This window comes from Streptomyces sp. NBC_00443 (assembly GCF_036014175.1).
Taxonomy (GTDB): domain Bacteria; phylum Actinomycetota; class Actinomycetes; order Streptomycetales; family Streptomycetaceae; genus Streptomyces.
This window is the reverse complement of sequence record NZ_CP107917.1, coordinates 9,005,890-9,026,073: the sequence shown is the minus strand read 5'-3', so window position 1 is coordinate 9,026,073 and position 20,184 is coordinate 9,005,890. Positions and strand designations below refer to the sequence as shown.

Genomic DNA, 20,184 nt, shown 5'->3' with positions numbered 1-20,184 from the left:
AGACGAAGGCGATTTGTGGCAGGGGCGATCGGCGCATTGTCGGGAGTCGCGCTTGGCCCGGGTCAGGCCCTGGCCGACTTACCTACGCCCCGTACACAGGGCTGGCAGGCCGTGCCGGCGCCTGGCAGCACTCCGGCCGCGCAGCTGCGGCGTATCGCCGCTGTCGGACCTCAACTGGCCTGGGCCGTGGGCGAGGAGGGCCGCGGCGGGCCGTCGCAGGGGCGAGCCCTGGCCATGCTGTGGAACGGCAGCGCGTGGACGAAGACCGACCTGGCGCATCTGAACCACACGCGGTTGAGCGATGTCGCCGGTGTCTGCGCCACCGCGGCGTGGAGTGTGGGCCAGCCCGTCGGCACCGGCAGCAGCCCTCTGCTGCGCTGGGACGGAACAACCTGGCGCGAGGCCACGTTCCCGGGCCAAGGCGAGGCGGACGTTCGGCTGAACGCCGTCGCGGTCGGCCCGGACCGGCAGGTGTGGATCTGCGGCAGCCGAGGCGGCGCCGCCCGTCTGCTGCACGGGGACGGGCAACGCTGGCAATGGCTGGACCCGCTGCCCGTGGCGAGCGTCAATCTGTACCGGGTGGCCCTGCACTCGTCCGGCGAGGTCTGGGTGAGCGGCGACCAGTCGAACGGCGGCGGATGGTCCGGGCTCGTGGCCCGCTGGGACGGAGCGTGGACCGTACTGCCCCCGGTGGCGGGCCTGCGCCTGAGCATCGCCGACCTCCACTCGGCCGGTCCGGACGATGTATGGGCGGTGGGCACCGAGATGGGCGTCGGCGGGCCGCCCGGCCGTCCGGGCAACCCCTCCCTGAGCCACTGGGACGGCACGGCCTGGACGCGGGTGGAAGCGGGGTTCGTCGCGGGCTCGTTGACCGGAATCGCGGGCGATACGCAAGGTCGGGCCGCGTGGATCTCGGGCTGGAACTTCCAGGACCAGAGTCGCAGTACGTACCTACGCCGGGACGGAAGCGCCTGGACCCTCGATCGGGGCCGGGCCGGCGCGGCGCCGGCGCCGTATCTCAATGCCGTGACGCCCATCCCCGGCACCAGTGGATTCTGGTCGGCGGGCATGACGAGCCCGACCCCGTTTCCGCCGACCGAGGCGCACACGGAACGCCTCGAAGTCTGAGGCGGATCCGGGGCATTGGGTGAGGGCCACCTGATGCCCTGCGAGCTGCCGAACAGCACGCAGGGCCGGAGCGCGGACAGGGCCTCGACATCGTCGGCGTCGTCCGGGCCCGTCCGCTGCTCGACTCCCGCTGTGATGACGTCCGCCGCCGCGTCCTCCCCCCGAAGGGCCTCCTCCTCGTCCAGACCGGGCTCCTCGACCGCAGCGGCGGCCAGCTTGGTCCGCGCGCTCTCAAGGAAGTACGCGTACTTCTCCCGCACTCCCCGCCCGGGTCCCGTCCGGACTCCCACCCCCGACCACTTTTCGCGCAGAACGCGCGTTCCTCCGGGGGCGGCAGCGGGACCTCTTTCTTGCCGACGCAATCGGCACTCGCACCGTCAGGGCATCGATCGCAACCGATCCAATTCGCTGCTGATCGCATCCCTCACCACGTCATGCTGCGGAGCGAGTCTGAATCGCTCGTCACTCCATCGATCAGCCGGATACAGCCACACCGGCTTGCCCACCAATTCGGTCGGCTCCCACTCGTACCGTGGCCACACATGGGCATGCAGGAACGGGTCCGTATTGCCGAGGATCTCCAGATTGATCCGGCGGAAATCGGGGTCCAGACGCCGACAAGCCAGTTCAACCGCTTCGCCGAGCCGATCCATATCGGAGAGAAACGCCAGCCGCTCGGCCTTCGGCAAGTCGGATAGCCGTTGGACACCGGGTTCATCCATGAGGAGAACGGAGTAGCCCGGTAGGAACTGGACGTCGCCGATCACCGCGAACCCTGACCCGAGTCGCCGCAGCACTGTCGGATTCTCGCCGCGGAGAGCAGCCCCGATCCGATCCATCCGCCAATCGCCTGTCACCGCGAACCCCGATTCAAGCCGTCCCGACACCGTGGGGTCTCCCCTATCCCCCCACCGACTTCAGCCACTTCTCGCCGCCAAGTGGGAACTCGTAGGCCGGTCGACCGTTATTGCCGCTCGTCCGGAACGGCTTGCCGTTGTCGTCGACGACCAGCGTGCCCTTTCGGCCCCCGCTGGACCAGGTCAGCTCCAGATACCAGGTCACGTCGTATGCGGAGGCGTCGGCGGTGATTTCGAAGACCTCCGGGTCCGACTCGCTCACCTTGAAGGAGAAGTCGCGCTGCCCGGCCCCGGCCACGACGTCCGGACGTGCGGCGTCGAGGGCGATGGTGAAGGGACGTGTCGGCACGTTGCCGCCGCACCCGACGCCCATCACATAGTCGTTCCAGGCCGGCGGCGTGTCCTTGCTGACCACGCGGACCTCAAGGCTCTCGATCACCACCGTCTCCTCGCCGGTGCCCTGGACGGTCAGCGTCACCAGTTGCTCCCCGGCCGTCACCGCCTTGTACGAGCCGACCCAGGCCGGCGCGTCCTGTTCGACCGGGGGCGGGCCGACATCCGTCGCGGGCCGGTCGATCAAGTAGTGCTGGTAGCAGGGGTGTTCCCAGCTGTAGGGGCGGACGTTCACGGTCAGCGGTGGCGTGGCGTCGGTCTTGTCACCGGTGTCCGCACCGCCGTTGGGCCCGTTCTTCGTCGGGTTCGCGGAGGGCGAGGGGGAGTTCGTCCCGCCCGGCTCGGCGCTCCGCGAGCCAGACGGCGACGACTGCGGCGAGGCCTTGGCCGGTGGAGCGGTGACGTCCTTCGAGGCGGCGGCTCCGACGCTGCCTTCCCTGTCGTCGTTGCCCTGGCTCCCGTCCGTCGGCAGGTTCATGGCGAGCGCGGCGGCCCCGAGAACGGCGGCCACCGCGACACCGGCGAGGAGTGCGGTACGGCGGCGAGGGCGGGCCGGGTGGGTGCGCTGGAGGGGACCGGTGACGTCGGCGAGGGCGGGACCCGGGGTGGGCGTGGCCTCGGAGCCGGTCCGGCCGGGGTCGGGCACGCCGGCCGCCCCTTCAGCGGAGGCGGTCGGCACATCCGGCGTATCCGGCGTATCCGGCGCAGGAGGACGCCCGTCTGTCTCGACGAGGCCCTCACTGGCCCCCGCAGGGCCGGCCCCGGCCTCCCCAGGGCCCGGAGTCACCGCCGCCACCCCTTCCTTCCCCGCAACGCATCCGCCAGCACCCAGCGCCGATGCAGTTCCACCAGTTCCTCCGGCGAGGCCTTGCACAGCCGGGCCAGCCGCTCCACGGGCGCATAGTCGGTGGGGACGGCATCCCCGTTGCAGTACCGGTGCAGCGTCGAGGTGCTCATGTGCAGCCGTTTGCCGAGGACCCCGTAGCTGAGTCCCGAGCGGTCCTTCAACTGCCTCAGAAACGCCGCGAAATCGGTCGCAGCAGTGCCTTCCGACACCGTTCCTCCATCCCCCGCGTCCCGTTCCCCCGTTCCAGGGAATGGACGTTTCTCCAGGTCAGATCCTTTGCAGCCGTTCCAGTGTCCCTGATCGCCAACCGGAGGTGGCGGCCGGGACGGATCACCGGACAAGCTCAGGTCATCCAAGCACGCCGCTCCCGGCAACCGGTCGAGCGGATGCCTTCAAGTCCTTTGCACCGACAAGGAATCAGCCATGCGCGCCTTCCGCCACGCCCGCCTTCTCGCCGCCACCGGCGCCGCCGTCGCCGCCCTCGCCCTCACCGCATGCGAGAACGGCTCCGGCACCCGCGACGAGGGCGCCTCGCAGACGACGTCACCGTCCGCGATGGCGGACACGTCAAAGCCTGCGGACGACCAGCCGTCCGATCAGCCGGGGCAGAGCGCGGGCTCCGGGCAGCAGTCGGACCAGTCCTCGCAGACGGGCCAGCCCGCGCAGAACGGCAGCGGCAGCGGCAGCGGCAGCGGCAGCGGCAGCGGCACTACCGACGACTCGAACGCCCCGCAGGACCTGGCCACCTGCAACGGATCCAACACCAGGACCACGGCACGGCCCGTCCCCCGCCCGCTGAACCACATGCTGCTCACCGTCACCAACACCGGCTCGAAGCCGTGCGCCCTGATGTACTACCCGGTGCTCCGCTTCGACGAGATGCAGTGGGTGCCGCAGGCGTTCGACGACACCAAGCCGCAAGCCGTGCCGACGCTGGAGCCGGGCGCCTCGGGCTACGCGGGCGTCCGGCTCAGCGCGGCCGACGGCAGCGGCACGGGCGGCGACACCGGCCGCGCGCTCACGGTCGCCTTCCAGGGCAGGACGCCGAACAGCTCCGGCGGCCCGTCGGCCACCCCGCCCCTGCCGGCTAAGGGCGTCCACTACGACAGCGCCCTGAGCGTCACGTACTGGCAGGCGGACATGGAGACGGCCCTCAACTGACACTCGTCAACAAGCCGGCCTCACTGCCTGGTCATCCGCGCGGCCTGCCTGCCGCCGCGAACGCGTCCGCGCCGGCGAGGTCGAAGTCCCCGTGGTCGCTGCCGAGCCCCTGGGCCACCAAGGCCGCCGTGGCGCTGCCGAGGACGGCGGAGTCGTAGGGCGTGCGACCCAGGCCCATGCCGCGGACGAAGCCGGCCGAGAAGGCGTCGCCGCAGCCGGTGGTGTCCACGACGTCGATCGCGAAGGCGGGCACCTTCTCAGTGCCCTCGGGAGTCACCAGCAGGGCTCCGTCGCCGCCGCGGGTGACCGCGACCAGGCCTGCTCCGGCCGCGAGGAGCTTCTTCGCCCCCGTCACCAGGTCCGCCTCACCGGTGAAGCCCAGGACCTGGTCCTCGTTGGGCAGCAGGTGGTCGACGTACGGCAGCGCTGACTGGATCTGCTCGAAGCTCCCGAGCGCGCCGGGTGCGAGGAGGTCCACCGAGGTGACCACACCGTGCTCCTTGGCGTACGACAGGACGCGCGTGGCGGTGTCGACGCCCATCAGCTCGGGGCCGCCGAGATGAAGGTGGCTCGCCTCGGCGATCGCGTCCCAGGGCACGTCGTCGGGGCCGTACGTGATGTTGGCGCCCAGCAGATGCAGCGAGGGCCGGTCGCCGTTGGGGCGGATGGGCAGGACGCTCGCGGAGGTGGGGGTGTCCGTGCGGCGGACGAGGAAGCGCGTGTCGATGCCCGCCGTGCCGAGGAGTTGGACGAGCATGTCCCCGGCGGGGTCCGAGCCGATCGCCCCGGCACTGCTCACGGACGCGCCGAGTTTGGCGAGGGTGAGCGCGGTGCCGCCGGCTGTTCCGGCGGCGGTCATCCTGATGTCCTCCACCAGGGTCGCACCCTGGCCCTCGGGGATCGCCCCCACCGGCCGCACCAGCACGTCCAGCACATGCACGCCCATCGTGACGACGTTCATCGGTGTCCCTCCTGCGCGGGCGGTACGGGGTGGGTGGTGCCGTAGTTCCGGGCGAGCGCGGCCTCGATCACCGCGAGTTGCTGGTGTTCGTCGAGGACGCGGGGCTTTCCGAGGGCGGCCGCGTGCTGGTAGACGCCGCACGCCCACTCCAGCAGCAGGGCGTGCTCGACCGCCTTGGCCAGCGTGGGAGCGTGGGTGACCGAGCCATGACTGGCCATCAGCGCGGCGCTACGGCCTTCCAGGGCCGTCAGGACGGACTCGGCGAGCTCCGGTGTGCCGAACGTCGCGTACGGCGCCACGCGCACCGAGCCGCCCAGGCTCAGCAACTGGTAGTGGATGCAAGGCAGTTCGTCGAGTACGCAGGACAGCGCGGTCGCCATCGGGGCGTGGGTGTGGACGACCGCGCCGGTGCCGTAGCGGTGGTAGACACCGAGGTGCAGGTCCAGTTCGGAGGTGGGTTGCAGGGTCCCGGCGACGATGTTTCCTTCGAGATCGACCACGGTCACCTGGTCGACCGTCAGTTCCGCGAGCACCGTGCCCGTGGCCGTGATCGCGACACGGTCCTCGATCCGCATACTGACGTTGCCGGCCGTGCCGATGAGCAGCCCCTCCGCCCCCAGGCGCCGGCACGCCTCGGCCACGGCGGCGCGCTCCTGACCCAGCGCTGAGCTTGAGTCGGTCATGTACGCGACGCTAACGTAAACCTGAAACAATGTCACGTTCAGTTTCGAGGCCGCACATGGGCGATCCCGCCCCGCAACTCGGCGGCGGCGCCTGGCATGTCCCGCTGCGCCGCACTCCTCAGCAGGCGCGCAGCAAGGCCCGGCTGGCCCGCGTGCTCCAGGCGGCGGAGCGCGTTCTGGTCGAGGAGGGCGTCCAGGCGCTGACCACGACCCGCGTCGCCGCCGAGGCGCAGGTCTCGGTCGGTTCGCTGTACCAGTACCTGCCCGACCGCGACGCGATCATCGATGCCCTGGCGGCCGGGTACTTCGCCCGGCTCGAGAGCGCCATGGACGACCTCGTGGGCGCCGCCGGGGCCGAGCAGTGGGACGATCCCGTCGGCGTGCTCATCGACGCGTACGCCGCGATCTATCGCACCGAGCACGGCTTCCGGGCCCTGTGGTTCGGCAGCATCCTCACCGAGCGGACCCGGGCAGCGGACCGTGAGCACAAGCGCCGTATGGCGGACGGGATCCGGCGCATCCTGCTGGCCCTCGGCGTCGCCCAGGACGACGAGGCGCTCGCCCTGGCCTGCCATGCGGCGGTTCTCGCCGCCGACGCCCTCGCGCAGGAGGCCTTCCGTCGTGACCCCGAGGGCGATGCGGGGTTTCTCGACGAAGCCGGGCTCATGCTGCGGGGGTACCTCACCGGTGTCGCCGCGCGCTACGAGGGACCGTCGGGCAGGTGACGGACGGCGTCCGGCGCGCTGGATCCGGCAGTGCCTGCGGCGTCGGAGTGCGACTCTGACATCCTGGCTGTGTGCCGAAACCGTCTCCTGTCACCCCTGATGCCCCCGCCCACATACACACCCCGCTGCTGACCCAGCAGTGGCTCGACCTCGCCTTCATCCACTGGGCCGTGGAGCCGGATGTCGTGGCGGGCCTGCTGCCGAGGGGTACCGTCGCGGACACGCATGACGGGGTCACGTACGTCGGGCTCGTCGCCTTCCGGATGCATCGGGTCGGCTGGCTGCGGCTGCCCGGGGTGCCGTATCTCGGGACGTTTCCCGAGACCAACGTGCGCCTGTACTCGGTGGACGCACACGGGCGCCGCGGCGTCGTGTTCCGGTCGATGGACGCCTCCCGGCTGATTCCGGTGGTGATGGGGCGGGTCGGGTTCCGGTTGCCGTATCTGTGGTCCCGGATGGCCGTGCGTTCGGTCGGCGACACGGTCACGTACACCAGCTCCCGTCGCTGGCCAGGGCCGCGCGGCGCGTCCAGCCGGATCACCGTACGCACCGGTGAGCGCATCGAGGAGCCCACCGAGCTGGAGCACTTCCTCACCGCGCGCTGGGGTATGCACAACGCCTTCTTCGGCGGTCCCGAGCCGGTGGCGTATCTGCCCAACCACCACCCTCGGTGGCCGCTGTACCGTGCCGAGCTGGTCACCTGCGAGGAGAACCTGATCACCGCGGCAGGGCTGTCCGCGCCGAGCACCGCCCCGGTCAGCGTCCTGTACTCCCCCGGCGTACCGGTCCGTCTGGGCCGCCCGGCGCGGCCGGCGGGCATCCCCACGCCATGATCGGCGGATGACGGCAGCGGCACTCCCTGGACGGAGCTGCGAGCCGCAAAGCCCAGAGGGCCCGGACCGGGATGACCGGTCCGGGCCCCTGGAACGTATCGGCGTCGGACGCCGTTACGGGGTGTCTGTCCGCACCTTCACTCGGCGCGGCGCCTCGTGCGCATGAGCAGCAGGAAGCCGCCCATCAGGAGCACGGCGCCGGCCGCGGCGGGCCACAGCGACGTGCCCGTCTCCGCCAGGTCACCATTCCCGACCGCTTGCGGCTCCGTCCCGGAACCACCGCCGGAGTCGTCGCCGACCGCGGCGGGCTGGGTCTGCGCGGGTGTGCTTCCCGAGCCGCCCTGTGACTGGCCGCCCTCGGCCTCGTTCGCCGTGGGAGTGCCGTCGGCCTTGGGCGCCACCGTGCTCGACAGCGTGGGCTTGCCGTCTTCCTCCGCCGGTTCGGTCGCGGGCTCCTGCGTCGCAGGCTCGTCCGTCGCAGGCTTCTCCGTCGCGGGCTCCTGCGTGGCGGGCTCGTCGGTCGCGGGGTCCTCGGTCGCCGGCGCGTCGGTCGGCTTGTCCCCGTCGTCGCCGGGCTCCGGCTTGTCGTTGCCGGGGTCGTCGTTCCCGCCCGCCGGCGGGGTGCTGGGAGCCTGCGTCGGTTCCTCGGTCGGCTCCTCGCCGCCCGGTTCACCGCCGTCGCCCGCTCCGGCGCCGCACTCGCGGCCCTCGTTGATGCAGTCGACCATCTCGCCCATCAGGTCCTCGCTGAAGACGTTGATGAAGTCGCCGTGGTCGGTGACCGGCTTGTGCAGCTGCTCGGGGAAGGAGTCCACCGCGAACAGCGGGGTTGTCTTCCCGCCGTCCTGGAGGCTGGGCGCGTCGACGTCGTACACGATCCGCTGCACCAGCTGCGGGATGGCCTTGAACCCGTTCGCGCAGCTGCCGTCGGCCGCCGCGAACGCCACGTGGGTGCGGTGGTTGGCGCTGTCGATGTTCTGTCCGTCCCAGCAGCTCTGGAACTTGAACGTGCGCACCACGTCACTGCCCTGCGGGCACAGCGGGTACTTGTCCTTCAGCTGACGGTCCTCGAACCCGGTGCAGCTCCAGGAGGCGTTGGCGTTGGCGGTGCCGTTGACGAAGGCCTTGGCATCACCGGTGATGATGCGCAGCAGGCGCGGCATCTCGGCGACCTTGCTGCGGGGGTTGCCCACGAAGTCCAGCGTCACTGCCTTGGGAGTGACGATCTCGCCGGCGTTGCCCTCGATGCCACCGCCGGGCGAGTTGGCGTCCTGTTCCTGGCTGCCGTTCTGGAGCCGGATCACGGGCCAGTAGTACGTGGACTTGTCGCCCTGGTCGACACAGCTCGTCTCGGCGTTCGCCAGGTCCTCGTCGCTCGCGAAGGCGTCGTTGGACTGGTTGCCGATGTAGTCGTGGAAGTGGTGGGCGCCGTTGGAGACGCCGGGGGCCACGATGACGTTGTCGGAGTTGAACAGGCCATTCTCGTTGACGCCGCAGCTGGTGGCGAAGGTGCCCCGGGAGGCTCCCTTCTGCTGGGCCGGGCCGGACACGTTGGGCTGAACGGACTTGATGTCCACGTAGTCCGCGGCGACCGGGCCGTTGCCCGCCTGGCCACCGTTGCCCGCCTGGTCGCCGTTCCCGGGCTGCTCGTTGCCCTGGTCCGCGCCGTCCTGGTTGTCGCCGCCCTGCTCCTGGTCGCCGCCGTTGCCGTCCTCACCGGTGCCGTTGTCGGCGGCGCGCAGGGTGCAGGCGGCGAGGGAGTCCAGGCCTTCGGGCCGGTCTCCCACGCGGTCGACGGCGACGGCGATCCGCTCGATCGTCGCGGCCCGCTTGTCCTTGAGCGGATTCATGATCGCGCTGTCGGCGAAGCCCGCGTCCTGCTGGATGGCCTGAGCCGACTCCTGCAGCCGCTGGTAGGCCTCGGCTATCTGCTGGTCGAGGAGCGCGAGTTCCTTCGCGACGTCCTCCCGCGCTCCGTCCGGCACGTCCGTCAGTTCGCTGCCGACATCCGGGCAGTCGATCGTGCCGGCCGGGGTGGAGAGCGTCCGGGCGGGATCCGCTCCGCCGTCCTCGGTGGCCGAGGCATAGACGTTGGCCGCGACCAGGCCGCCGCCGCCCAACATCAGCGCGACCGCTGCAAAGTCGCGCGCCGTGCGCCCGTGGGGCGTCTTCGCGTGCTGCGTCCCAAGGAAGTACTCCTACGCCTCGTGATCGGTCAGGGCATGAAAATCCCCCGGTCCAATACGGAGACGGGCCGCGTTGTGTTCAAACGACTCACGGATTCACAGAAGTTTCTCACAACGCAGGTAAACACCCTGGTCAGTGTGGGGTGTTGGGAGACACTGCCGTCCAGGTCAGCCCATCAGTCCGGCGGCGAGCGTGGCCCCGAGCTCCCAGCAGGCCTCGGTGTCCGCCTTGGTGGGCTCGCCCGTGACGGTCACCGGATTCGCCGCCCGGCGCCAGCCCAGGCCCGTCGTGATCGAGTCGATCGCCCGTACCGCCCCGGTGACGTCGCTGCCGCCGTGCACGTAGTAGCCGAAGGGCCGCCCCTGGGTCGCGTCCAGGCAGGGGTAGTAGACCTGGTCGAAGAAATGCTTGAGGGCTCCGGAGATGTAGCCGAGGTTCGCGGGGGTGGCGAGGAGGTAGCCGTCGGCGGCCAGCACGTCGGAGGCCGTGGCCGACAGTGCCGGCCGGCGCACGACCTCGACGTTCTCGATCTCCGGCGCCGTGGCACCGGAGATGAGGGCTTCGAGCATGGCCTGGCAGTTGGGCGAGGGTGTGTGATGCACGATCAGCAAGGTGGGCACATCCGAACCCTGCCGGGGTGCCCGTTCGCGGCGCAACCCCGACGTGCGGAGTGTTGCCCTCAGCGCTCGGGGATGACGGCGTTGACCCTGGCGACCGCGGCCGACAGATGTTCCTGCACCTCTTCGGACAGCGCATCGCCCTTGACCGCGGTGACGAGGTCACCGGCCAAGGAATGCAGTTTGGTGTTGGTGTTCTGGGAAGCCGTGACCAGTACCGTCCAGGCCTCCTCGGAACTCAGGCTGAACGAGGCCATCAGGATTCCGCGGGCCAGGTCGATGGTGGGCCGGGTCTGCATCGCCCGGCGCAGTTGGGCGACCTCTATCCGCAGATCGTGATGGGCACCCTCGGGCGCCTCCGGGTCCTGGGCGTGCCCATCGACCGCGGCATGCCCGACCGGGTGCCCGTCCGCGTACCCATCCGCGTCGAGCCGGCCGAACAGCGAGTGCGTGCCGGTCAGGGAGAGCAGGCGGTCGACTGTCCTACTGGTTGTGTGGATCGCGACCGTCTTGCCCTGCTCCAGGGCTAGGCGGCGCATGTTGAGCAGCGTGTTGAGGATGGAGCAGTCGCAGAAGGTGACGCCCTCCAGATGCAGGTCGATGCCGCGGACCGAGCGGTTCAGGGCTTCGCGCAGGACGCTCTGGAGTCGCTCGCTGCTGTCGAGGTCGAGCTCTCCGGAGACCTTCACCATGGCCCTGTCACCGTCCGCGCGGACGGTGGTGACCAGCGGCCACGACGAAGTCGCCGCCGGTTCGCCGTCGTACTTCGCAAAGTCGGCAGCGCCCCAGTCAGAGGGCTGCGCAGAGGACGCGAGCTCGGGCATGACCGCCTCTCTCTCAGGTACTCCCCCGTCTCGCTACAAGAGTGAACCCGAACCATGGAACACGTCAACAGATACATGAAATTGAGTGCGTGTATTTGTATTCGTGAACAACCAGCCCTACTCTTGGGGCATGGATGGAGTCCCTGAGCCGCACACCGGATGGACGTTTCTGACGAACCATGCCCGCGTCCTCGCGGCCATCGCCGACAACCCGAACGTGCGGATCCGGAACATTGCCGCGCACTGCCGACTCACCGAGCGCGCTGTGCAGAAGATCATTGCCGACCTGGAGCAGGACGGCTATCTGTCCCACACCCGCGAGGGGCGCTCCAACACCTACCGGGTCGAGGCTGACAAGGTGCTGCGGCACCCCGCCGAGGCCGGACTGCCGGTGGCCGAACTGCTCTCGCTGCTCATCCAGGCCGAGGCCGGCCACACCCCCGCCCCGGAGCAGCTCACGGCGCGCCCGCGGATGCCCGTGGACGGCGGATGACCTGTGGTGCGTGGGGCAATTGCCTTACGGGCGGTGCCCGCCCCGCGGAGGGCTGGGCAGCGGATGACGGCGCGTGCTCCGCGGAAAGCACATTTTGTCTGCTGACGGCGCGTGTCCCGCGGAAAGCGCATTGTCTGCCAGCGGCGCGTGCCCCGCGAGGGGCGTATGACCTGCGGGTAGCGCATGCCACGCACGGACGACATGACTCGGTCACGGCGGGCGGCCGGTCGTCCGACTCGGCCGCCCGGGAAACACCCGGGGCCCGGCCTCAGCACAGGACGCGCAGTGCTCCCGGCAGAACCCTGACCGTGACCGGCAGGGTGGCCTCCACCTCGCCGTCCGCGCCGTAGGGCACCTCGCGGTCGGCCGCGATACGGATCTCCCTGCCCCGCAGGATCTGCACCTGGGGGCGATGAACGTGGGCGCCGGTCTTGAGCTCGTTCATCAGGGCGAAGAACAGCCGGCGCGGCGCCTCGCGGATCATCACGACGTCCAGCAGACCGTCGTCCACGCGGGCGTCGGGGGCGATCAGGCGGCCGGATCCGTAGTAGCCGGAATTGGCGGCCACGACCGTGTAGCCGGTGTGCAGATGTTCCTGGCCGTCGACGGTGACGCGGTAGCGCGCGGGGCGCCAGGTGGTGACGGCGCGCAGGCCGCCCGCGTAGTAGGAGGCCGAGCCGCGCAGCAGTGTGGCCTCGTTGGCGTGGCGGTTGGCCAGGGCGTCGACGCCGGCGTACACGCTGCCGAGCACCACCGTACGGTCGTGTACGGCCGACTCAACCTCGATGGTGTCGACCTGCCGGGGTTCGTGGTGGAGCAGTACCTCGGCGAGGGCGGCGGGCTCGGTGGGCAGGTTCAGCGCCCGGGCGAAGTCGTTGCCGCGGCCGGCGGGGACCAGGCCGAGCAGGGCGTCGGTGCCGCTGAGGGCCCCGCCGACACCGCCGGCGATACCGTCGCCGCCGACGGCGAGCACGACCCGGCCCCGCTCCCCGGCGTCACGGGCCAGTTCCTGCGCGTGGGCCAGGCTGCGGCTGTACTCGGTTTCCAGGTCGGCCCCGGCCTCCCGCAGCGGCCTGGCCACGCTCAGCAGTGCGGCAGCTGAGGCGGATCCGCCCGCCGTGGGGTTGACGATGGCGGTGAACTGTCGCATCGGGGGTGCCTTTCGGGCCGACGGGAGGGTGCTGCCGGAGGCGGGCGGAGGAGGTGGTGGATGAGCGGGGGACCCGGGACCCGCGGGGGCCCGGGGGCCCGGGGGCCCGGGGGCCCGGGGGCCCGGGGCCCGGGGGCCCGGGGGATGACGTGGTGCGGACGGGGTCAGTCGAGGGGGAGGAGGACCCCGGGGTTGAGCAGGCCCTGCGGGTCCAGTCGGCGCTTCACCGCCTGGAGCGCCTCGATACCGAGGGGCCCCGCCTCGCGGACGTACCAGTCGCGGTGGTCGATGCCCACGCCGTGGTGGTGGCTGATGGTGCCGCCCGCGGCGAGGATCGCTTCGTTGGCGGCGTGCTTGGCCTTCTCCCAGTGCACCACCGGCTCGTCGCCCTGCGCCGAGACGACGGTGAAGTACAGCGAGGCGCCGTTCTCGTAGACGTGGGAGATGTGGCACATGACCAGGGGTGGAGTGCCGGCCTCGGTGAGCGTGGTGGACAGGGCGTCGCGGACGGAGGCGTACAGCTCGGGCACGCGGGACCAGAAGGTCGCCGTCTCCAGTGTCTCGACGAACGCGCCGGCGTCCAGCAGGGAGTCCCGCAGATACGGCGCCGAGTAACGGCCGTGCATCCAGCGCTGTCCGGGTTCCTCACCCAGCGGGGTTCCGCCGCAGTCCCGGAGGACGGCCGACGCACGCTCCCTGCAGTACGTCGTGTCCTCGCCGGTGCCTTCGTAGCCGGCGATCGCCGTGCATCCCTGGGACTGCTGCCCGTCGACGGCGGCACCTATGGCGTCGGGCTGGGCGAGGCCGATCAGCGTCTCGGTCTCGTCGGACAGCCGCAGGACCGTCGGGCGCGGGCCGTCCTGGGCGAGGCGGCGCAGCGCGGCGGCGCCCGCCTCGAAGGAGTCGAAGCGCCAGCCCTCGTACACGCGGGTGGCGGGTACGGGACGGATCCGCAGGGTGACGGACGTGATGACGCCGAACGCGCCCTCCGAGCCGAGCACGAGCTGCCGCAGGTCGGGGCCGGCCGCCGAGCGGGGCGCGCGGCCCGTGTCGAGGGTGCCCTCGGGGGTGGCGACGGTCAGGCCCAGGACCATCTCGTCGAAGCGGCCGTAGCCGGCGGACGCCTGGCCGCTGGAGCGGGCGGCTGCGAAGCCGCCGATGGTGGCCCACTCGAAGGACTGGGGGAAGTGGCCGAGCGTGAAGCCGTGTTCGGCCAGCAGCGCCTCGGCGTGCGGCGCGCGCAGTCCGGGCTGCAGGGTGGCGGTGCGGGAGACCGGGTCGAGGGCGAGCAACTGGTCCATGCGGCGCAGGTCCAGGGCGACGAAGGGGCCGCGGCGGGCGGGGGCCAGGCCGCCGACGACGGACGTACCACCGCCGAACGGGACGACGGCCAGGCCGTGTTCGGCGCAGGCGCGCAAGGCCGCGAGCACGTCGTCGTGGCCGGCGGGGAGTACGACGGCCGCGGGGATGTCGTCGACCTCGCCCTCACGCATCCGGATCAGATCGGGGGTGGACTTGCCGCGCGTGTGCCGGATGCGGCTCTCCGCGTCGGTGCGGACGTGCTCTTCGCCGCCGACCGCGGCGGACAGGGCCTGGAGTGCGACGGGTTCGAGTCCCGGCTCGGGTACGGCGATGTCCGCCAGGGCGACCGGCTCGGCGGTGCGCGGCTTGACGCCGAGCCAGTCGCGCAGCAGCCCGGTCACGGTCTCGGGCAGCGGCGCCGCCTTGGCCGGGTCGCCCCAGCCACTCCACAGCATGTCCATTGGCTGTTGTCCTCACCGGTCGATTCGAGCGATGCCGTGTCCCGGACGGCCCCGCAGGCGTTACACTGTGACACATGACGCCTATTCGTCACAACCACTCGGACAGCGACGCGGTGCTCGACGCGGTACGCGACTGCGTCCTGGCCGTCGGAGTCCGCCGTACGACGCTGACCGACGTGGCCCGCCGCGCGGGTGTCTCCCGGATGACGCTGTACAGACGGTGGCCCGATGTGCGCTCCCTGGTGGGCGACCTCATGACCCGGGAGTGGGTCGCGGTGGCCACGGCAGCCATGCCCGAACGGCAGCCCGGTGGTACGAGCGCGCGCGGTCTGATCGTCGACGGGCTGGTGACCGGAGTGGGGGCCTTCCGCGCCCATCCGCTCTTCCGGAAGATCGTCGACGTCGATCCGGAACTGCTGCTCCCCTACGTCCTCGACCGCCGCGGCGCGAGCCAGCAGGCCCTTCTCGCCCTGCTGGCCGACGGCCTGCGCGAAGGCCACGCCGACGGGTCGGTACGCGCCGGCCATGTCGAACGGCAGGCACGGGCCCTGCTGCTGATCGTCCAGTCCTTCACCCTGTCCTTGCGGACCATGACCGACGAGGACGACGCCGACCTGAGCAGTGAGGCCTTCCTGGCGGAGCTGCGCAGCATCCTGGAAAGGACCCTCACGCCATGAGCCCCGCCACTCCCCGGTTCCCGGATCGTCCCTGTCCGCCGCCCGGCGCTCGCACGAACTGGCCGAGGCCGTCGGCGGTCCGGCCGTGGACGTCCTGGTCGTCGGGCTGGGCGCGACGGGTGCCGGGGTCGCCCTGGACGCCGCGGCCCGCGGTCTGTCGGTGGTCGCCGTCGACGCGCACGACCTGGCCTTCGGCACCTCGCGCTTCAGCAGCAAGCTCATCCACGGCGGGCTGCGCTATCTCGCCTCGGCCCAGCTCGACGTGGCCCACGAAAGCGCCGTCGAGCGCGGCGTGTTGATGGAGCGCACGGCACCGCATCTGGTGCGGGCCCAGCCCTTCGTGCTTCCCCTGACACCCCTGGTCTCCCGGGGCCAGTCCGCCCTGGCCTGGGCCGGATTCCGCGCCGGTGACACTCTTCGCCTGGCGGCACGCACGGCTCGCGCCACCCTGCCCGCCCCACGGCGGCTCTCCGTGGTGGAGACCCGGCACCTCGCCCCCGCCCTGCGCACCCAGGGCCTGCGCGGCGGCTTGCTGTCCTGGGACGGCCGGCTCACCGACGACGCCCGCCTGGTGACCGCGATCGCCCGCACCGCCGCCGCACGCGAAGCACGCATCCTGACCCGGGTCAGGGCTCTGGAACTCACCGCGTCCGGCGCCCGCATACGTGACGAACTCACGGGCGAGGAAGGCGAGATCAGGGCCCGGGCCGTGATCAACGCGTCCGGCGTCTGGGCGGGCGACCTGGTCGAGGGCATCCGGATCCGCCCCTCACGCGGCACCCACCTCGTCCTGCGCTCCGACCGCCTCGGTGCCCTGCCCGCAGGGCTGCACGTCCCGGTCCCCGGCGAGACCAACCGTTTCGTCCTCGTCCTGCCCCAGGGCGACGGCCGCGTCTATGTCGGGCTCACCGACGAGCCCGTCGAGGGCGACATCCCCGACGTTCCCGAAGTGCCCGAGACGGACATCGGCTTCCTCCTCGACGTCCTCGGCTCCGTCCTGGACCTCCCCGTCCAACGCGACGACGTCGTGGGCGCGTTCGCGGGTCTTCGCCCTCTGCTCGACACCACCCCGACGACACGCTCCGGCTCGGCTCCGCGGACCGCCGACATCTCCCGTCGGCACGCAGTGGTCACCTCGCCGGACGGCGTGATCACCGTGGTCGGCGGCAAGCTCACCACCTACCGGCGCATGGCCCAGGACGCCGTCGACGCGGCCGTCACCGCGCGCCGGCTCACCGCCGGCCCCTCCCCCACGGCCACCCTGCCCCTCGTCGGCGCCGCATCTCCCGCCACCCTCGGCTCCCTCCAGGCGCCACACCGCCTCATCCAGCGCTACGGCACCGAGGCACCCGCCATCCACGCACTCGCCGCCCAGGATCCCCGCCTGGCCGAACCCGTGCTGCCGGGGCATCCCGTCACCAACGCCGAACTGCTGTGGGCCGTACGCCACGAAGGCGCCCTGGACGAGGCCGACCTGCTCGACCGGCGCACCCGAATCGGCCTGGTGCCGGCCGATCGCGCGGCGGCGCTGGAGGCCGTACGCCAGGTCTGGTCCGACGTGTCAGTCTGACTCCGGCCGATGAACCGCACCGGCCCCGTGCCGTCCTCGGCACCGGCGACTCGGTCACCACGGCCGACGGCTGGGTGTTCGGCGAGCCGGTGCTGGATCGGGCGCGGCAGAGCCTGGCACAGGGCCCGGAGTACGGTGCCTGAGGGCGCCGTACGTCAGGCGGTGCGCCGAAGCCGCCACACGTGGTCGTCCCGGTAGCCTTCCAGCCCCTCGGGTGACTCGCTCGGCTTGCGTACCGTGTCCAGCGTCTCCACGCTCCAGTCGGCCTCCGGCAGGGCGAGTTCGTCGAGGACGCCCCGCAGGGTGGGGAACTCCGCATCGAAGGGTGGCTCGGTCTGCCAGGACGGCCAGCCGGCGTGCATGACGATCAGCAAGGTGCCGCCCGCCGCGACCGCCGCTGCGGCCTGGCGCAGAACCCGCTGCTGGTCCAGGGCGACCGGTGACTGCAGGAACTGCGCGTTCACCAGGTCGAAGGAACCTTCGGGGAACGTCTCTCCGAGTACGTGCCGTTCCCAGGTCGTAAGGTCGCTCACGCCTGCCTCGGCTGCGTGCAGGGCGGCACGTTCCAGAGCCGTGTGCGCGATGTCGACGCCGGTGACCCGCCAGCCGCGCGAGGCGAGCCACACCGCGTCGCCCCCTTCGCCGCAACCGAGGTCGAGCGCGCTTCCCGGCGCGAGGCCGGCGGCTTCACGCACGAGCAGGGCGTTGGGGCGGCCGCTCCACAGACGCCCGTCGCGGTCGCGATAGCGGGCCTCCCAGAACTCGGCTGCCTTCATTGCGGATGTCTCGGTCATGACGCCTCCCGTTTGCACAGATGTCGTGGCGGGACACGGGCAGCGCGAGGGCTTCCGCGTCCACGCTGATGAAGCCTGCGGGAGGCCTTGACGGGAGACAAACGGTGTTGCCGGTTCAGCAAAGCGGCACATGACCGACCACGGAACTACGACCTTGGTCCCGGTCGGCCTGAGCCCGCGGCCCGATCTGCCGAGCCCGCGCCCCGCCTAGCCTCACACCATGCGTATCGGACTGCTTGGCACCGGCAACGTCGCACGAGCACTGGCCCATGGATGGCGTGCCGCGGGGCACGACGTGTTACTGGGTTCACGAAACCCGAAGGAACGTACGGGCCTCGGCCTCCCCGTGGCAGGCCTGAGCGAGACGGCGGCCCACGCGGAGGTTCTGGTCAACGCCACCCCCGGGACCGTCTCCGTGGAACTGCTGCACTCCATCGGGGCACCGGCGCTGGCCGGCACGTTGCTGATCGATGTCGGGGTCGGCCTCAGTGACGACTACACCGAACTCTCCCACCCCAACAGCAGCCTGGGTGAACAGATCCAGGAGGCCTTCCCCTGACCTCCGTCGTCAAGACGCTGTGCACCATGGACGCGACCGTGATGATCGCCCCGAACGATCTCGACGGCCCCAGCACCGTCTTCCTCTCCGGCGACGACGCCGAAGCCAAACGGACCACCGGCCGACTGCTCACCGACCTCGGCTGGGCCCCGTCATCCCAACTCGACATCGGCGGCATCCGCACCGCGCGCGGACAGGAGCACTTCGCGTTGCTCTTCATGGGGATCGCGGGCGGCGTGGGTGCCCATGCGTTCAACATCAAGGTGGTCACCCGCCCCGCAGTCGGGTAGGTCACTCCCCCGGCGCCTCCAGCCAGAAGCCCGCGCGCGTGCGCCAGAGGTCGAGGAGTGCGGTGTCGCCCTGCGTTCCGACGGCGGCTGTCGGCCGACGGTAGAAGTACAGGAGAAGGTCGGTCACCGGGCCGCGCGCGGTCGCGGTGGCGTCGCCGGGTCCGGGGCGCCAGACGGGCTGCTTGCCCGTGAGGTCGACGAGCCATTCTCCGGCGTCGGTCGCGTCGAAGTGGAGCCTGCGGTCCGCGCCTAGCAGTTCGGGCAGGTCCGGACCCGGCTCGAACGCCTCGGGGAACGTCGAGAACTCCAGCCATTCCTGCACCGCGTCGACGGCGAGGTCGCCGTCGAGCGCGAAGTCAGCCCCCGTCGCCAGGGCGGCGTCGGCCCGGTGCAGGGCGGTCTCGTAGGTCATGCGCCGGGCCCAGAACGCCACCGGCGCCGACCGCTCGTCGGACGGGTTCCACGCCTGTGCGTCGGGGCCGGCGGCGCGGAGGGTGGCGCTGAGCCGTGACGCGCCCTCGACGAGCCATGGGACCAGGAACGCCTCGGCCTCATGGGTGTACGCGGTCACGTCGTTCACGCCGTCACCGGGGACCGGACCGGTGGCACGGGTCCGTACGATCTCCTCGGCCCAGCGGTGGTCGCCGCCCACGTGCCGCAACAGCCGGCCGAGGTTCCAGCCGGGGCAGGAGGGCACCGGGGAGGTCATGTCCGTGCCGCGCACATGGGCGTTGAGCCGCTCCGTTTCGGAGACGATCGCGTCGCAGTAGCGGTCGAAGGGCAGCGAGGTCATCGCCTCATGATGCCGCAGGGCCAGAATCCGCCTTGTCAGTGGTCTCGGATACTGTGTGCCGCTGAGCAAGATCAGAAAGAGCGGGATCGGGTGGGGAGATCACCATGTTGGTGGGGGCGGGACACGTACGGCGCCGGCTGGCGCAGGTGGCATTGCTGGCAGGGGTGCTGACGGGCTGTTCGGGGGCGGCCGAGGACGACACGAAGGCGTCGGCGAGCGCATCGACTTCGGCGTCCGCGTCGGCCGAGGCGGCGAGTGACGGTGATACGGCGGTGAAGCGCGGGGGCACCATCGGCGCCGCCGGATCGGACTGCGAGCTCCCTGTCACCTTCGACATCGCCCAGTACTGGGAGGCGGAGGCCGTCGACGCCGGGACGGGGAAGGACAAGGCGGGTGGCAGCGGTGAGGGGTCCGGCGACTCCGAGGACAGCGAGCTGGCCCAGGAGATCGCCGACGCGCTGCTGCACCAGGGCCCTGTCACGGCCGCCTGCGAGGTGGACGCGAAGCCTGCGGGGAACATCGGCTTCCTGCGTATCTGGACGGGCGAACCGGGCGACGACGACGCACGCACCGTGCTGGAGGCCTTCCTGGCCGACGAGAACAGCGTGAGCAAGGCCAAGTACAGCGCCTTCAAGGCGGGTGATCTCTCCGGTGCCGAGGTGAAGTACCTCGTCACGAGCAAGCTCCTGGAGGAGACGAAGGAGGAGACCGCCCTGGCCGTCACCACCGAGAAGGGGCCGGTCGTCATCCACCTCGGCGGGATGGACACCGAGGAACACCGGGCGATGCTGCCGGCATACGAACTGGCCAAGAAGACGCTGCGGGTCGGCTGAGCGAGGGTGTGTCCGGCGCGAGGGGAAGCCGCCGCGCCGGACACCG

Annotated in this window: 20 protein-coding genes and 1 pseudogene; 9 read left to right on the top strand and 12 right to left on the bottom strand. The window is 71.2% G+C overall.

Annotation, left to right across the window (positions count from 1 at the left end; genetic code table 11):
* Positions 1–111: 111 nt before the first annotated feature.
* Positions 112–1,128: a hypothetical protein gene (locus OHO27_RS41105; RefSeq protein ID WP_328429998.1), complete on the top strand. Its 1,017-nt coding sequence runs from the start codon at positions 112–114 to the stop codon at positions 1,126–1,128.
* 377 nt (positions 1,129–1,505) lie between these two features.
* Here the strand turns inward: OHO27_RS41105 and OHO27_RS41100 are convergent, their stop codons facing one another.
* The 3 genes from OHO27_RS41100 to OHO27_RS43310 form a co-directional block, all read right to left on the bottom strand.
* A complete protein-coding gene (locus OHO27_RS41100) occupies positions 1,506–1,985 on the bottom strand; it encodes an HIT family protein (RefSeq protein ID WP_328430710.1) in 480 nt (159 codons plus the stop codon).
* A 43-nt stretch (positions 1,986–2,028) separates the two neighbouring features.
* Complete coding sequence (locus OHO27_RS41095; protein WP_443059671.1) at positions 2,029–3,024, bottom strand: transcriptional regulator; 996 nt, start codon at positions 3,022–3,024, stop codon at positions 2,029–2,031.
* 137 nt (positions 3,025–3,161) lie between these two features.
* Positions 3,162–3,434: a helix-turn-helix domain-containing protein gene (locus tag OHO27_RS43310; protein ID WP_443059670.1), complete on the bottom strand. Its 273-nt coding sequence runs from the start codon at positions 3,432–3,434 to the stop codon at positions 3,162–3,164.
* A 214-nt stretch (positions 3,435–3,648) separates the two neighbouring features.
* On the opposite strand from OHO27_RS43310, the gene OHO27_RS41090 reads away from it, so the two are divergent.
* A complete protein-coding gene (locus OHO27_RS41090; protein ID WP_328429997.1) occupies positions 3,649–4,386 on the top strand; it encodes a DUF4232 domain-containing protein in 738 nt (245 codons plus the stop codon).
* Positions 4,387–4,417: 31 nt separating this feature from the next.
* Here the strand turns inward: OHO27_RS41090 and OHO27_RS41085 are convergent, their stop codons facing one another.
* Both OHO27_RS41085 and OHO27_RS41080 read right to left on the bottom strand, forming a co-directional pair.
* Complete coding sequence (locus OHO27_RS41085) at positions 4,418–5,347, bottom strand: carbohydrate kinase family protein (RefSeq protein ID WP_328429996.1); 930 nt, start codon at positions 5,345–5,347, stop codon at positions 4,418–4,420.
* On the bottom strand, positions 5,344–6,030 hold the full coding sequence (locus OHO27_RS41080) for a class II aldolase/adducin family protein (RefSeq protein ID WP_328429995.1): 687 nt from the start codon (positions 6,028–6,030) through the stop codon (positions 5,344–5,346). The genes OHO27_RS41085 and OHO27_RS41080 overlap by 4 nt, the downstream gene beginning before the upstream one ends.
* 56 nt (positions 6,031–6,086) lie before the next feature.
* On the opposite strand from OHO27_RS41080, the gene OHO27_RS41075 reads away from it, so the two are divergent.
* Together OHO27_RS41075 and OHO27_RS41070 are read left to right on the top strand one after the other, a co-directional pair.
* Positions 6,087–6,755 (top strand): TetR/AcrR family transcriptional regulator, encoded by a 669-nt coding sequence (locus OHO27_RS41075; protein WP_328429994.1) that lies wholly within the window; start codon positions 6,087–6,089, stop codon positions 6,753–6,755.
* A 71-nt stretch (positions 6,756–6,826) separates the two neighbouring features.
* Positions 6,827–7,588, top strand: a complete 762-nt coding sequence (locus tag OHO27_RS41070; protein ID WP_328429993.1) for a YqjF family protein — start codon at positions 6,827–6,829, stop codon at positions 7,586–7,588.
* Between the two features lie 137 nt (positions 7,589–7,725).
* Here the strand turns inward: OHO27_RS41070 and OHO27_RS41065 are convergent, their stop codons facing one another.
* The 3 genes from OHO27_RS41065 to OHO27_RS41055 form a co-directional block, all read right to left on the bottom strand.
* Positions 7,726–9,711 (bottom strand): DUF1996 domain-containing protein, encoded by a 1,986-nt coding sequence (locus OHO27_RS41065; RefSeq protein WP_328429992.1) that lies wholly within the window; start codon positions 9,709–9,711, stop codon positions 7,726–7,728.
* A 231-nt stretch (positions 9,712–9,942) separates the two neighbouring features.
* Positions 9,943–10,395 carry a flavodoxin family protein gene (locus OHO27_RS41060; RefSeq protein WP_328429991.1) on the bottom strand — a complete coding sequence of 151 codons (453 nt, stop codon included), beginning with the start codon at positions 10,393–10,395 and terminating at the stop codon, positions 9,943–9,945.
* Positions 10,396–10,454: 59 nt separating this feature from the next.
* A complete protein-coding gene (locus OHO27_RS41055; RefSeq protein ID WP_328429990.1) occupies positions 10,455–11,216 on the bottom strand; it encodes an ANTAR domain-containing protein in 762 nt (253 codons plus the stop codon).
* Positions 11,217–11,346: 130 nt separating this feature from the next.
* Between OHO27_RS41055 and OHO27_RS41050 the strand changes: the two genes are divergently transcribed.
* Positions 11,347–11,709, top strand: a complete 363-nt coding sequence (locus OHO27_RS41050) for a helix-turn-helix transcriptional regulator (protein ID WP_328429989.1) — start codon at positions 11,347–11,349, stop codon at positions 11,707–11,709.
* 268 nt (positions 11,710–11,977) lie between these two features.
* Here the strand turns inward: OHO27_RS41050 and OHO27_RS41045 are convergent, their stop codons facing one another.
* Together OHO27_RS41045 and OHO27_RS41040 are read right to left on the bottom strand one after the other, a co-directional pair.
* Positions 11,978–12,859, bottom strand: a complete 882-nt coding sequence (locus OHO27_RS41045; protein WP_328429988.1) for a YegS/Rv2252/BmrU family lipid kinase — start codon at positions 12,857–12,859, stop codon at positions 11,978–11,980.
* A 164-nt stretch (positions 12,860–13,023) separates the two neighbouring features.
* Positions 13,024–14,622, bottom strand: a complete 1,599-nt coding sequence (locus tag OHO27_RS41040) for an FAD-binding oxidoreductase (RefSeq protein WP_328429987.1) — start codon at positions 14,620–14,622, stop codon at positions 13,024–13,026.
* 74 nt (positions 14,623–14,696) lie between these two features.
* Here OHO27_RS41040 and OHO27_RS41035 point away from each other — a divergent pair, with 74 nt between their 5' ends.
* Both OHO27_RS41035 and OHO27_RS41030 read left to right on the top strand, forming a co-directional pair.
* On the top strand, positions 14,697–15,299 hold the full coding sequence (locus OHO27_RS41035; RefSeq protein ID WP_328429986.1) for a TetR/AcrR family transcriptional regulator: 603 nt from the start codon (positions 14,697–14,699) through the stop codon (positions 15,297–15,299).
* 31 nt (positions 15,300–15,330) lie between these two features.
* Entirely contained in the window at positions 15,331–16,869 is a 1,539-nt protein-coding gene (locus OHO27_RS41030; RefSeq protein WP_328430709.1) for a glycerol-3-phosphate dehydrogenase/oxidase, read from the top strand.
* Between the two features lie 155 nt (positions 16,870–17,024).
* On the opposite strand, the gene OHO27_RS41025 is transcribed toward OHO27_RS41030, so the two are convergent.
* Positions 17,025–17,663: a class I SAM-dependent methyltransferase gene (locus OHO27_RS41025; protein WP_328429985.1), complete on the bottom strand. Its 639-nt coding sequence runs from the start codon at positions 17,661–17,663 to the stop codon at positions 17,025–17,027.
* 220 nt (positions 17,664–17,883) lie between these two features.
* On the opposite strand from OHO27_RS41025, the pseudogene OHO27_RS41020 reads away from it, so the two are divergent.
* Positions 17,884–18,512 (top strand): annotated as a pseudogene (locus OHO27_RS41020) (NADPH-dependent F420 reductase).
* Between the two features lies 1 nt (position 18,513).
* On the opposite strand, the gene OHO27_RS41015 reads toward OHO27_RS41020, so the two are convergent.
* Positions 18,514–19,305: a maleylpyruvate isomerase family mycothiol-dependent enzyme gene (locus OHO27_RS41015; RefSeq protein WP_328429984.1), complete on the bottom strand. Its 792-nt coding sequence runs from the start codon at positions 19,303–19,305 to the stop codon at positions 18,514–18,516.
* 104 nt (positions 19,306–19,409) lie between these two features.
* On the opposite strand from OHO27_RS41015, the gene OHO27_RS41010 reads away from it, so the two are divergent.
* Positions 19,410–20,138 carry a lipoprotein gene (locus tag OHO27_RS41010; RefSeq protein WP_328429983.1) on the top strand — a complete coding sequence of 243 codons (729 nt, stop codon included), beginning with the start codon at positions 19,410–19,412 and terminating at the stop codon, positions 20,136–20,138.
* Positions 20,139–20,184 lie beyond the last annotated feature (46 nt).

Coding starts and splice junctions, on each gene's coding strand:
- OHO27_RS41025 (WP_328429985.1), bottom strand. CDS start 17,663: ATGACCGAGACATCCGCAATGAAGGCAGCCGAGTTCTGGGAGGCCCGC.
- OHO27_RS41040 (WP_328429987.1), bottom strand. CDS start 14,622: ATGGACATGCTGTGGAGTGGCTGGGGCGACCCGGCCAAGGCGGCGCCG.
- OHO27_RS41085 (WP_328429996.1), bottom strand. CDS start 5,347: ATGAACGTCGTCACGATGGGCGTGCATGTGCTGGACGTGCTGGTGCGG.
- OHO27_RS41045 (WP_328429988.1), bottom strand. CDS start 12,859: ATGCGACAGTTCACCGCCATCGTCAACCCCACGGCGGGCGGATCCGCC.
- OHO27_RS41080 (WP_328429995.1), bottom strand. CDS start 6,030: ATGACCGACTCAAGCTCAGCGCTGGGTCAGGAGCGCGCCGCCGTGGCC.
- OHO27_RS41015 (WP_328429984.1), bottom strand. CDS start 19,305: ATGACCTCGCTGCCCTTCGACCGCTACTGCGACGCGATCGTCTCCGAA.
- OHO27_RS41050 (WP_328429989.1), top strand. CDS start 11,347: ATGGATGGAGTCCCTGAGCCGCACACCGGATGGACGTTTCTGACGAAC.
- OHO27_RS41065 (WP_328429992.1), bottom strand. CDS start 9,711: ATGTTGGGCGGCGGCGGCCTGGTCGCGGCCAACGTCTATGCCTCGGCC.
- OHO27_RS41090 (WP_328429997.1), top strand. CDS start 3,649: ATGCGCGCCTTCCGCCACGCCCGCCTTCTCGCCGCCACCGGCGCCGCC.
- OHO27_RS41035 (WP_328429986.1), top strand. CDS start 14,697: ATGACGCCTATTCGTCACAACCACTCGGACAGCGACGCGGTGCTCGAC.
- OHO27_RS41055 (WP_328429990.1), bottom strand. CDS start 11,216: ATGCCCGAGCTCGCGTCCTCTGCGCAGCCCTCTGACTGGGGCGCTGCC.
- OHO27_RS41075 (WP_328429994.1), top strand. CDS start 6,087: ATGGGCGATCCCGCCCCGCAACTCGGCGGCGGCGCCTGGCATGTCCCG.
- OHO27_RS41010 (WP_328429983.1), top strand. CDS start 19,410: ATGTTGGTGGGGGCGGGACACGTACGGCGCCGGCTGGCGCAGGTGGCA.